Source organism: Streptomyces sp. NPDC053079, assembly GCF_044546695.1.
Lineage (GTDB): Bacteria > Actinomycetota > Actinomycetes > Streptomycetales > Streptomycetaceae > Streptomyces.
The window spans coordinates 1,454,188-1,466,637 of sequence record NZ_JBITZJ010000001.1; the positions used below are offsets into that span (position 1 = coordinate 1,454,188).

9 protein-coding genes are annotated in these 12,450 nt (G+C 70.9%); 6 read left to right on the forward strand and 3 right to left on the reverse strand.

Annotation, left to right across the window (positions count from 1 at the left end):
- Positions 1-33 precede the first annotated feature (33 nt).
- The 3 genes from ACIGXW_RS06090 (at position 34) to ACIGXW_RS06100 (ending at position 3,127) form a co-directional block, all read left to right on the forward strand.
- Positions 34-849 carry a DUF899 domain-containing protein gene (locus tag ACIGXW_RS06090; RefSeq protein ID WP_399570302.1) on the forward strand — a complete coding sequence of 272 codons (816 nt, stop codon included), beginning with the start codon at positions 34-36 and terminating at the stop codon, positions 847-849.
- 246 nt (positions 850-1,095) lie between these two features.
- Positions 1,096-3,036 carry an asparagine synthase-related protein gene (locus tag ACIGXW_RS06095; protein ID WP_399570305.1) on the forward strand — a complete coding sequence of 647 codons (1,941 nt, stop codon included), beginning with the start codon at positions 1,096-1,098 and terminating at the stop codon, positions 3,034-3,036.
- Entirely contained in the window at positions 2,978-3,127 is a 150-nt protein-coding gene (locus ACIGXW_RS06100) for a lasso RiPP family leader peptide-containing protein (RefSeq protein ID WP_104531824.1), read from the forward strand. The genes ACIGXW_RS06095 and ACIGXW_RS06100 overlap by 59 nt, the downstream gene beginning before the upstream one ends.
- 157 nt (positions 3,128-3,284) lie before the next feature.
- Here ACIGXW_RS06100 and ACIGXW_RS06105 read toward each other — a convergent pair whose 3' ends face one another.
- Positions 3,285-3,755, reverse strand: coding sequence for a hypothetical protein (locus ACIGXW_RS06105; RefSeq protein WP_399570308.1), 471 nt, complete (start codon positions 3,753-3,755; stop codon positions 3,285-3,287).
- 920 nt (positions 3,756-4,675) lie between these two features.
- Here ACIGXW_RS06105 and ACIGXW_RS06110 point away from each other — a divergent pair.
- The 3 genes from ACIGXW_RS06110 to ACIGXW_RS06120 all read left to right on the forward strand — a co-directional run bounded on the left by ACIGXW_RS06110 (position 4,676) and on the right by ACIGXW_RS06120 (position 7,967).
- Entirely contained in the window at positions 4,676-4,957 is a 282-nt protein-coding gene (locus ACIGXW_RS06110; protein ID WP_399570311.1) for a hypothetical protein, read from the forward strand.
- Positions 4,958-5,091: 134 nt separating this feature from the next.
- A complete protein-coding gene (locus tag ACIGXW_RS06115) occupies positions 5,092-5,781 on the forward strand; it encodes an ABC transporter ATP-binding protein (protein ID WP_399570313.1) in 690 nt (229 codons plus the stop codon).
- On the forward strand, positions 5,778-7,967 hold the full coding sequence (locus ACIGXW_RS06120; RefSeq protein ID WP_399570315.1) for a hypothetical protein: 2,190 nt from the start codon (positions 5,778-5,780) through the stop codon (positions 7,965-7,967). The genes ACIGXW_RS06115 and ACIGXW_RS06120 overlap by 4 nt, the downstream gene beginning before the upstream one ends.
- On the opposite strand, the gene ACIGXW_RS06125 is transcribed toward ACIGXW_RS06120, so the two are convergent.
- Together ACIGXW_RS06125 and ACIGXW_RS06130 are read right to left on the reverse strand one after the other, a co-directional pair.
- Entirely contained in the window at positions 7,943-11,764 is a 3,822-nt protein-coding gene (locus ACIGXW_RS06125) for a helix-turn-helix domain-containing protein (protein ID WP_399570317.1), read from the reverse strand. The two genes, ACIGXW_RS06120 and ACIGXW_RS06125, sit on opposite strands and share 25 nt — an antisense overlap.
- Positions 11,765-11,944: 180 nt before the next feature.
- On the reverse strand, positions 11,945-12,415 hold the full coding sequence (locus ACIGXW_RS06130) for a DUF2867 domain-containing protein (RefSeq protein ID WP_399570320.1): 471 nt from the start codon (positions 12,413-12,415) through the stop codon (positions 11,945-11,947).
- Positions 12,416-12,450: the final 35 nt, after the last annotated feature.

Here is a 12,450-nt window from a genome sequence, read left to right on the forward strand (position 1 = left end):
CGCCGCCCGGCACGAGACACCACGGAGGACGCCATGACGACCACGCCCGGCAACACGAGCAGCAACCTCCCCGGCAAGCCGCCCGTCGTCGCCCTGGCCACCTGGCAGGCGGCGCGCGAGGAACTGCTGGTCCGCGAGAAGGCGCACACCCATGAGGGCGACGCGATCGCCGCGGCCCGACGGCGGCTGCCGATGGTCGAGTTCGACGGCGCGGTCGAGGTCACCGGCGCCGACGGGCCGGTCCCGTTCCTCGACCTGTTCCAGGGGCGCGACGAGCTCGTGGTCTACAAGCACATGTGGTACGACGGCGCGCCGCACCAGGGGCAGTGCGAGGGCTGCACCACCACGGCCTGGCACGTGAAGGACGCCGTCTACCTCAACGCCCGGGGCGTCTCGTTCGCCGTCCTGACCTCGGGCCCGTGGGACGAGGTCGCTCCCTACGTCGAGTTCATGGGTTACACCCAGCCCTGGTACTCGGTGCGGGGCGTGGCGGAGCCGGTCGGCGGAGAGATGGGGTACCTCACCTGTTTCCTGCGCGACGGCGACCGCGCGTTCCTCACCTACTCCACGACGGGCCGTGGCAACGAGCGGGTCAACGGGTCCTTCGGTCTGCTCGACATGACGCCCTACGGCCGCGGCGAGGCATGGGAGGACAACCCCGAGGGCTGGCCCGTGATCGGCCATGTCCGCGAGGGGTACCCGGCCGAGGGCCGCCAGGCCTGCTGGTACTGGCGCTCGGACGCCGACGGCGTCGCCACCTGGGGCCCGACCAGCCGGCCCGTGCCGCAGTGGACCCGCCCCGGAGCGACACCCGTGGAAACCCTCGGCCGGCACGGCCACGACCACTGACACGACCACTGACACGACCACCGACACGACCTTCGTCGACGGCGTCGGTAGAAGGTATTTGCCGTCTGTGGCCGACGCCGAAGCCGACACCGACACCGCCGCCACGGCGTCTTATTATCCGACCTTCTCCCTGCTTGAGTGATAATGCCCACTACCTGGCGTTGCGCGTGGAATGCTGATTTCCAGCCGCTGCGCTGACGAGCACGGCCCGGCAGCGGTCGTGACCGGGGGAGAGGGGCGCGCGATATGACCGCCGCCGACACGTGGTTCGCGGTGCTCCCCGACGGAGACGCGGCCCTGCCCGCCGCCCAGGAGCTCCGTCGCCGCGCTGCCCGAAGCATCACGCACGCCTCGGGCAGGTTGTGGCTGGTGGGTGACTGGCCCGACGGGTGGGTGACGGCCGCCGAAGCGGGACCGGCGCGGCTCGCGGTGATCGGACGGTGCCCCGTCACCGCCGACGGCCTCGCGGTGGGACTGCAGCACGTACGGCGCGTCGACGAGATGGAGCAGGCGGTCCGTGGCCTGGCCGGCAGCTTCTACGTCGTCGCCTCGATCGGCCATCGGGTGGCGGTCCGCGGCAGCGCGTCCGGAGTGCGCCAGGTCCACCACGCGCGGGTCGGCGAAGCAACAGTCGCGGCCTCCACAACGGACGCGCTCGCCGCTCTCACCGGGGCACGCTACGACGAACAGGCGCTCGCGTTGCGCCTGCTGTCCGCGCCACCCCCCTACCCTCTCGATGCCCGGAGCGTGTGGAGGGGCGTCGAGACGGTCCGGCCCCACGACTGCCTGGTCATCGAGCCGGACGGACGGGCCCGCACCCGCCGCTGGTGGACCGTGCCCGAGCCGGAACTGCCCGCGGCAGAAGGCGCCCACGCGGTGCGGCGAGCGCTGGAGGCCGCCGTCGGATCCTGTACGGCGGCGGCCGGCGGCACGATCAGCGCGGACCTCTCCGGAGGCATGGACTCCACCAGCCTCTGCTTCCTCGCGGCGCGCGACGACAAGGCCCGCCTGGTGACGATGCGCTGGGCCAGTCGCGACGCGGGCAACGACGACACTGCCTGGGCCGAGCGCGCCATGACCGAACTCCCCGCCGCCGAGCACGTCGTGGCCGACGGCGACCGAGCACCCTTCTGGTACAGCGGCCTCACCGACGTGACCGACACCGGCGGAGAGCCCGGCCCGTGGGCCCGCGACGCCGCCCGGATCAGCGCACTCACCCAGTGGATGACCGAGCGTGGCTCGCGCCTGCACATGACGGGCGGCGGCGCCGACGAGCTGTTCACCGCCCTGCCCCACCACCTGCACGACTACATCCGCAGCCACCCGCTCGCAGCGCTCGCCCGCCTCCGCAGGCAACGCGCCGCCTTCCGCGAACCGTTGTGGCCCGTACTGCGGGCCCTGGCCGACCGCAGCACCTTCAACCAGTGGCTGGCCACCTGGGCCGACGGCCTCACCGGACCGCACCCCTCCCTCTCCGGGAAAGCCCACGCACCCCCGCTCTCCTGGGGCGACGAACTGCGCATGCCGGTCTGGGCGACCCCCGACGCGGTCCGGGCCGCCCGGGACGCCCTGCGCGAGGCCGCCGGCGCCGACGCGGAACCCCTCGCCCGGCAACGCGGCCAGCACATGGCGCTCGTCTGCGTACGGGCAGGAGCCTTCGGGGTGGCCTGCACGGACCGACTCACCGCCGCCGGGGGGCTCGAGTACGCCGCGCCCTTCCTGGACGACGGCGTCGTCGAGGCGGCCCTGTCCGTACGGGTCGCCGAGCGCAACGCTCCCGGGCGCTACAAACCCGTGCTCGTCGACGCGCTGCGCCCGATCCTGACGGCCGGCGTGCTGGACCGGTCCACCAAGGGGGATTACAGCACCGAGTTCCACCACGCCGTGCGCCGCAACCGCGCCGAGCTCCTCGACCTCTTCGACGGCTCGGCGCTGGCCCGCGCCGGCTTGATCGACGAGACCGCCTTCCGCGCGGAGCTCCTCGCCGTACACCTGAGCCCCCACCGCCTGGCCTCCGCCCTGGACACCACCCTGGGCTGCGAGATCTGGCTCCGTGCCCGTGGGCAGGGAGCCGCCAGGACCGGAGTTCCTGCCCACGACCAGGCAGGAGACGAGGAAGGACACCGAGATGGAACAGCAGCAGGAACAGCCCGTCTACGAGCCGCCGGCGATGGCGGAAGCCGGTGACTTCGCCGAGCTGACCATGGGGACGCCCGCCGGAAACCACTACGAAGGAGGACAGCCGGGCCGCGCCTGGTACTACCAGCCGATGAGCTGAGCCGCGCACCGAAAGGCGAGAGGCGCGGCGCACGACCCTTCGGGCGGGCGGACCGTGCCTCTCTGCGCGGCGGGACAGCTCAAAGGCCACCCGCGTTCGCCATCGCCGCGTCGCCGGGGCTGCCTTGAGGTCGCCGTCACTGGTGGAGCCGCGGTCATCACGACGGTGCCGGCGGGACGGGGAGCACGCGGTCCGGCCGCCCGGCCTCGCGGGCCTCGTCGTCCGCGTAGACACACAAGGTGTCGCCCTCCACCTGCAGGACGGGATCGGTCCACGTCTCCGTGGCCTCGGGCACGAGGAGCCGCGTCGTGGCCCGTGCGACGTCGTGGACGGCCAGCGACAGGATGTTCCAGCCCAGGTTCCCCATCACCGGTCCCTGCTCCGGATGGTCCTCCGGACCCGCGGCCTGCACCACGTAGAACCGCTCACCGGCCCAGTACCCGCACTGCTCCAGCGAGATGCCCTCCGCCACGCGGACGCCGTCGACCCAGACACCCACATAGGAGAAGTCGGACGGGTCCTGGATGTGCACGGCGCGGTGCCGGTCGCCGATGGTGAACTGCACGTCGATCCCGTACGCGGTCCAGCAGTCCTTGAAACCGCTGCAGGCACCCGGGACCGGGCCCATGCGATACCGGACCGCCTCGCCTGCCGGGCCGTCGGCCGGATCCTGGCTGCACGTCCTCGGATCACGGCACGGCCGGTCGATACGACGAGTGCACCCGATGCCCAGGGCAGCCACGTCCCGCGGCTCGGCGCGGGACAGCAGCTCGGCCAGTCGCTCCCGGTACCGTTCCGGCCCGACGCGGGAAAGGAATTCGCCCCCTTCGTCCCTCCACCACAGCAGCAGACCGGTCCCTACAGGGGAGTGGCGCAGCCACCCCTGCCACTCCTCACGCCACGGGTCCCGGTGGTGCCCCCACCGATGCCTCTCCACCGCCCCGGACGTCCCCTCGGGTGCCGGTGCCGGTGCCGGTGCCGGTGCCGGTGCAGGCTCCGGCGCGTCCTCGGCCTCTGATCTACGGCTGCTCCTTCTGCACCATCGCCACGTCACGGCCGCACCCCCGGCTCACCCTCGACAACGGCGGCCCCGCGAAAGCGGCAGCCGGCCGACGACCCCGCGATTGTAGAAGGAGGTTCTCGAATCGTCGGGTGGTTCACGCCCTCGGTAGGGAACCGAGGCTCGGCCAACCCGTCCCCGCCCATCCGAATCTGCGCAGGTCAGCCGCGGTTTCCCTATTTCCTGCCGGTCGAGGGGGCAGGGAAACCCCTCGACCGTCAGCATGCCCTCCGGCTGAACTGCAGGAAGACAACGGCGGCCTGGCGACTCATACATCAGCGCCGGCCGACGACACGATGACCGGCTTCTCCGCACGGCACTCCAGCCCAGGGATCAACGGGGGTGGGCTGGAAAGCACGACGCGGCGGGGCCGGCTGAAGAGAAAGGGACTGATCAACATGAGACCGATGACCAAGCGGCTCGCAGCTACCGCTGTGGGCGCGTTCCTCGCCCTTGGCACCGTCGGAACTTCCACGGCATTCGCCGATATGGATCTCTACGATTCCGGTGCCGTGCACTCCTGGCGCTCCTACAAGACGAAGGCCGCCGTCGAGGACATCAAGGCTGACAGTCACGCCGTATACACGAGGTACAACCGCAACTACCCCGACAACGAGGTGTACACCCTCTGGAACAAGAGCGGCTACGGCTCCTCGCCGGTCTGGAGTGGCAGCGGCGGCCGCATATGGGACATGCGTGCCTGTGTTTCCCTGCAGGCCGAGCCGGACTCCTGCAGTGACTGGTGGACCGACAACCACCCGCACGGATAGTCCCCCGTTCAGCAAGGGGGAGTCCTGACCACGGGTGAGGCGGCGCGGATGAGTGAGCGCCACCTCACCCGTGGTCGCTGCCGTGCAACACGCGTCATGCACTCATGCACTCATGCACTGGTGAAAGGACAAGGATGGAGCCCGAAGCCGTCCCACTGGATATCCAGGGACTGGATTACCGGATCGGCGACCGAAAATTATTGAGCAGCCTGGACCTGATCGTTCGAGCGGGCGAGTCCGTGGCCGTCATGGGACCGTCCGGGTCGGGCAAGAGTTCTCTCCTGTCGCTGGTGCTCGGGCTGGTGAGGCCACAGGCGGGGCAGGTGCGGATCGCCGGGCGGGACCTGGTCGGCATGCGCCACGCCCACGTGACCCGGCTCCGGCAGCGGCACATCGGCATGGTCTTCCAGTTCGGCGAGCTGCTGCCCGAGCTCACCCCGGTGGAGAACGTGATCCTGCCCGCCCTGCTGGCAGGCGAGGGGCAGACGACCGCCCATCGCCGGGCCCGCCAACTGCTGGAGGAACTCGGCGTCCCCGTCGACGGCGTGGCGACATCCGACCTGTCCGGAGGCGAGCGGCAGCGAGCCGCCGTGGCGCGGGCCCTCATGGAGAACCCGTCGCTGCTCCTGGCGGACGAGCCCACCGGGGCCCTGGACGAAGGGTCCCGCGACCACGTCGCCGACGTGTTGTTCTCGGTGCCGGAGCGCCGCGGTTGCGGCCTCCTCGTCGTGACCCACGACCGGACGGTGGCAGCCAGGGCGCACAGGACCCTGCACCTGCACCACGGTCACCTGGTACAGGTGGCGGGGAGGGACGACCGGTGAGAGCGTCCCTCACGCTGCCGCTGGCCATGCTGCGCGTCGGCAGGGCGGCATCGCACAGGAGCGAGGGCGGCCGGGGGCGGTTCGTCGCCCTGCTCATGGCCACCGCCGTCCTGGTACTGGCCGGTGCCGCGCTGGTGCTCACGGCCGCGACGTTCGACGGGCGCGAGGTCCGCGGCCAGGCCCGCAACCCCGTCATGGCCGGAAAGGGCCAGAAACCCACGGCCTTGTGGGGCCGCTACTGGGAGAACTACCAAGGCCGGCAGTTCACCGTCGTAGTGGTGGAACCGCTCACCGACGACGCACCGCTGCCGCCCGGACTGAGCCGCTGGCCCGGACCCGGCGAGTCGGTACTGTCACCGGCCCTGGCCAACGGCCCGGCTGCCGAGGACTACCACCGCCGCTACGGCACGGCGACGGCGACCATCGCGGACTCCGGTCTCGCCACCCCGGGAGAACGCCTCGTCTACACCAGGCCCAGCAAGGCGATGCTCGACAGCAGCTACCTCGACGCCATCGTCGGCTTCGGATCGCCCGGCCCCAGCTTCGGGGATCTGCGACTGATCGAGCCGGAACGCCGCCAGCAGCTCATGATGCTGCTCGTCGCGCTGCTGCTCTTCCCTGCCGCCGGACTCGCCGTCGCCGCGGCCCGCACGGGGGCGCAGGGCCAGGACCACCGCACCGCGCTGCTGCGCGCGCTGGGAGCCGGCCGCAGGGCCCTGGCATGGATGAGCCTCGGCGCCGCCGCCCTGCCGATCCTGGCCGGCACCGTGCTGGGAGCCGCCCTCCTGCTGCCCTTCCTCGCAGGTAACGTGCGCCTGCCGTGGATCGACTTCTCCGTCGCCGTCGGCGACGTCCGGCGGGCCACGGGAACGCTCGCCGCGACCACTGTCGGCGCCGCAGTGGCCATGGCCGCACTCGTCGTACTGCTGCGCCCGCGCCACGGGAGGAACTCGACACGTGTCCGGGCCGGCGACGGCAGGTTCACCCGCCGCCTCGCCCTCGCCGCGTGCCCGGTGTTCGCCGTCATGGCACTGGTCCTCGGCTCCCTCGGAGGGGGCGGCTCCGCGTTCGGCTATCTCGTTGCCGTCATCGGCGTGTGGGCCACGCTCCCTTCCGTCCTGGGGTGGGCCGTCGCCTCACTCGCCCCTCGCATGGCCAAGGCTGCCCGGCGCCGCGGGAACGCGGCCCTGCTGATCGCGTCGAGAAACCTGGCCGCTCATCCGGGTGCGATCGTCCGGCTCGTCGCCGCACTGGTGATCGCCGTCGGCGTCGTCGGCCAGGCCCAGCTGACCAGCTCTCTGCTGACGACGCGGGGAGGCGACCCGGCGCTGCTGCGGTCCGGGCAACCGCAGTCCATGGCGCTGGTGCAGGCGGCGGACCGCGCACGGCCCGCCGAAGCGTTCCGTGCGGCCCTGCCGGCCGGCACCCACATGGTCGCCCTCGGCCATGCCAGTTCCGGGAACGCAGGGCAGGAGGGCACACGGATCATCCAGGCGCCCTGCGCGGACCTGCGGGCCCTGTCCCTGCCGTGCCCGCGCTCCGGGGAAAAGGCGGCCGTCGCCTTCACGGGCCTGGACCGGCGCCTGAAACTCGCGACGTACACCTACTTCGGCACCACCGGCGCCACGGTCCGCGTCGGCCAGGCGACGCGGCTCGACCGGGACGACGCCTGGTACGTCGTCTTCACCCGCGCCGCACGGCCACTGGATGTGCCGGCCGTGAAGAAAGCCGCCCGGCTGGCCTTGAGCACCGATGCGACCATCAAGCCCATGCTCGAGGGAAACAAGTCCTTCACCCTCGGCCACCAGTCGCGCTGGCTGCCCTTCCTCGGACTTCTCGGGACGGTGGTGCTGGTCATCGCCATGGTGTTCGCGGCCTCGTCCGAGTACCTCCGTTTCGCCCGCTCGCTGGCCCCGCTGGCCGTACTCACCGGCAACAGCCGTGTCTTCCGGACGACCGCGGTGTGGACCCTCGGCGCGCCCGTCGCCCTGGCGGGTGTGCTGGGCCTGATCGTGTACGTGGCTCTCGGCCAGGCCGTCACCGGTGGCCCTTACGGCGCCGAGCTGTCGGGGGCCCTCTGCCTCACCCTGCTCCTGGCCTCAGTGGTGATCTCGGCCGTGGTCGCCTGGACCGCAGGGGTGGAGGCGGAACGCGGCAGCCGTCACTGGACACCTCGCGCGGACTGAACGAGCAAGCTTCCGCCACCGGCTCGTCCGCAGGGAGAGCTGTCGGGGAAATCTGGAAGGAGCAGGTTCCAGCGATGGGTCTTCGCCAGGTCGCACACGTGGCCGGCGACGGCTTCGGTGTCGAGATTCCAGGTCTTCGCGAGTCCGTCCTGTCCGACGGTGACGAGAGCTCGGCCGTCGGGTGTGAAGGCCGGTGACTTTTCGCCGGCGCGTGTGGTGAGGACCGTTGTGGTCCGGCCCTTGACGAGGTCCCACAGACGGATGGTGCGGTCCCCGCTCGTCGTGGCCAGCGTCCGGCCGTCCGGCGAGAAGGCGACACCGGTGAGGTTGAGCGTATGTCCCGTCAGCTTGGCGGCCTTCTCGCGCGTGGAGACGCGCCACAGCTGCAGAGTCCGGTCGTTGCCGGCCGTCGCGAGAGTGGTGCCGTCCGGGGAGAAGGCCAGGGCCGTGACGGCATCCTGGCTCGAGGTGAGGGTCGCTGTGCTCTGCCAGGTACGGGTGCTCCAGAGTTTGACCGTCCCGTTGTAGCCGGCGGTGGCCAGTGTGCGGCCGTCCGGTGAGAACGCCACGTCGGACAATTCGCGCCGGTGCGAGTTGAGCATGATGATCAGTCGTTGCTTTTCCGTATCCCAGACAGCGGCCGTGCCGTCTGCGGCGGCGGTGGCGAGCGTACGGCCGTCAGGGGAGAAGGCTGCGGTCTGGAGTGCGCCGGAGTGTGCGTTGAGGGTGGCGGTCAGCCGTCGGCTGGTCGTGTCCCACAGACGCACCAAGCCGTCGGCGTCAGCGGCTGCGATGCGGCGGCCGTTCTTGCTGAAGGTAAGGCCCGTGATGGCCGCCGAACCCTGCGCGAGAGTCGCAACCCGTCGCAGGGACCGCGTGTTCTGCAATGTGACCGTGCCGCGGGAGTCGGCGATGGCGAGAATCCGTCCGTCCGGGCTGAAGCGGGCCATCGCGGCGGTGTCCGATTGCCCCGACAAGGTGGTCAGACGCTTGCGTGTGGCGACGTCCCAGACGGAAGTGAAGTCCACTCCTGTCGTCGCTATCGCCAGTTTGCGGCCGTCGGGGGAGAACGCCACCGCCGTGACGACGTCGTCGCCGCTCGCTGCGGTGAGCGTCTGCGCCCGGCGGTCGCCGTCCCCCCACAACCTGACCCCGCCGTCGTAGCTGCCCACGGCCAGGGTATGGCCGTCGGGGGAGAAAGCCACCCCCGAAGTGGCTTTGACGAAACCTCCGAACCGGAAGGTCTCTTGGCCGGTGGTTGCGTCCCACTGGCGCACCGAGCGGTCTTGACCGGTGCTGGTCAGAGTGCGGCCGTCGGGGGCGTAGGCGACTCCCAGCACCGCGTCAGCGTGATTCGTCAGTGTGGTGCGGGTCTTCCGAGTGCTCAGGTCCCACAAGCGGACTGTACGGTCGCCGCTCCCCGATGCCAGCGTGCGGCCGTCGGGCGAGAAGGCCACCGCGTGGACGAGATCGGTGTGCCCGGTGAGTGTGGCGGTCTGCCGGCGACCCGCGACGTCCCACAGCCTGACCGTCCGATCCAGTCCCCCGGTCGCGAGGGTGCGGCCGTCGGGGGAGAAGGCGAGAGAGGTCAGTTCGCTGTCCCCTCCCCCCAGGGTGGCCGAGTGCCGGCGTGCGGCCACGTCCCAGAGTTTCACACTGTGGTCGAAGCCCGCGGTGGCCAGCGTCCGGCCGTCCGGTGAGAACGCCACTGCCTCCACCGAGTCGGTGTGCCCTGACAAGGAGGCCAGCAGTTCGTAGCCGGAGGCGTCCCAGAGCTTCACCGTGTGGTCCACGCCCGCGGTCGCCAGCAGGCGGCCGTCGGGGCTGAAGGCGACCGCGTTGATGTGCCGGGCATGGCCCGTGAACTGCCGTGCGTTGTACTGGGCGTAGGCGCTGAACAGGCTGCCGCGGGCTTCGGCGGACGGCGCCTTACGGTATCCGCTCAGCGCCAGCATCATGGCCGCCTCGGGGCGTTCCGGGACCAGGATGTCGGCACGCGCCGCCAGCTCGCGGGAGAGGGCGACACGGCGCTGGTCGTGTGCCGTCCGCGTCTGCTGGAAGGCGATGGCGGTGGAGATGAGGGAGAGCACGGCCAGGATGGCGAGGCAGCCCACCAGCCGGCGCAGACGCCGCAACCGGCGTTGTTCCTTCCGCTTCTCGGTCGCCTCGTGCGCGATGCTCGCTTCCAGAAACGCCCGGGCCACGGGAGTGAGGGGAGCGTGGTGGGGCGAGCCGGCGATCCACTCCCGTACGGAGGCGAGGCGGGCCCCGCGGTACAGCAGCCCCGGGTCCTGTCCCTCCTGCTGCCAGCCGGAGGCCGTCTCGGTGAGGAGCTGGCGGGCGCGCAGTCCGGCCCGGTCCTCGTGGATCCACCGGTGCAGGCGCGGCCACACCCGCAGCAGCACTTCATGAGCCAGTTCGACGTGGTCGGCGTCCACGGTCAGCAGGCGCTCCCGCGCGAACGCGTCGAGGACGGCCTCCGAGGCCTCACGGGCGTGGCCGCCCTCGAGCAGATTGCCGCGGTGGGCGCGGTGACTGGTCTCCGTCTCTTCGCCGATGTGCACCAGTTGCAGGAGGAGCTGCCGGGCCGCCAGGTGCAGTTCGTCGGGCAGCGAGGTGTAGGCGCGCTCGGCCGTGGCCGCCACGGCCCCTGAGATGCCGCCCGTCAGCTGGTAGCCGGCCACTGTCAGCGTGGCGTTCTCGCGTTGCTGCCAGGTGCTCAGCAGTGCGTGCGACAGCAGCGGGAGAACGCCGGCCCTGGAAAGGCCGGCGTTCGCCGGGTCGCCCGGAGCCTGGCCGATGTCGCGCAACAGGACGTCGACCAGCCCTGGCTCCACGTCCAGGCCGGCCTGACGGGCCGGCCCCGTGATGACCTCGCGCAGGTCCTCCCCATTCATCGGTCCCAGGGCCATGTGGCCCTGCTGGAGGGCGGTCGCCAGGCCGGGATGCTCCAGGCAGCGGTCGTAGAAGTCCGCGCGCATGCCGAGGATGACCAGCGCCGTCGGCATGTCGCCCTCCGGCCTCCCGGTGCTCAGCGCGAGCAATGCTTCCACGAAGGCAGCCCGGGCGTGCTCGTCCGCGCAGAGAGTGAACGTCTCCTCGAACTGGTCGACCACGACGACCAGCGCGGCGGGGCGCGCGAGCGGAAGCTGTTCCACCGCGGTGCGTACGGTCGCTGCCAACGCTTCCGGGCTGTCCCTCAGAGCCGTGTCCAGCTGCTGTCGTGAACATCCCGTCGCAGCGGCGATGCGGCCCACAAGTTCCTCGGCGGGGCGTTCTCCCGGCGTGAGAAGTGCCACCGGCCAGGTGCCGGAACCGCTGACGGGCAGGACCCCACGAGCCAGGGCCGGTACCAGGCCCGCCCTCAGCAGAGACGACTTTCCGGCTCCGGACGGGGCAGTGAGCAGCAGAGGACCGAAACGCCTCAGCCGCGTGGCCAGTTGTTCCACGAGCTCCGCCGTCGCCTTGGCCCGCCCGAAGAACCAGCGGGCGTCTTCCGGGTCGAAGGAGGACAGCCCCCGGTACGGGCACGCCTCATCGCGCTCCCGGTCGGAACCGGCATCGGCTTCGGCCGTGGACCGGACGATTTTCTCCAGCAGCCCGCCGGTCTCCAGCGACTGGTCACATGCACGTGCCAGCTCCAGGGACAAGAGCTTTTCGCCATTCTCGACTTTGCTCAGATACCCCTTGCTGTAGAAGGCCATTTTGGCGAGCTGTGCGAGCGACACTCCCCGCTCGTGGCGTAATCGTCGCAGCTCCTCGCCGGCCCGGTCCTGGCCAGACTTTCCGTACCGCATCCCCGGTCCCTTTCGGTGTCACCACGCCCTCGAGGGAGGGCGCTGCCCGGCATGCGACGGATCTTGTCAGGGCGGAACAGGGAACTCAACGGCACTTTCCGGCGCTTGTTGGCGATCGGTAATGCGTCGGTGACCAGCCGAGCCATGGCAATCGAGACGACTTTCTCCGCCCCCTCGGTGTCACGGCGTCTTCGGCAGGCCGCGCCTGAGGAGCCAGGGGATGACTGCGTGGTGGACCGGCGCGGCCAGGCCCCATATGGGCCGGGCGATCGGCCGGTTGAAGCGCACGAAAGTGACCCACACGACGCTCCCCTCGCGCACCAGCACGACGTTACGCGCCCCGATCAGCCGCGAGTGCGCCTCGAGCGTGAGCGTTCCGGGGCCACGATCGGCAACCGACCACCCGAGAACGCTTTCCGGCGACGAAAGCCTCAACCGAAGTCCCAGCACGCGGCGCCACCCCAGGAGCAGAATCCATCGCACCACGGCGGGAGCGCCTTCGAAGACAGCCCGCGCCCACTGCTCGGGCGTCAAGGACGCTACGTTGGCCGCGGACAGCTCGAACGCCGAAGAGTAGGCGGACCGCGCGAATTCTTTGCCCCCATCCATTTCTTGCGGCACCCGCGTACGACGTACGGGCGAAGAGCTCATGGGAGTCCCCCTTCATCAGCAGTGGCATACACACC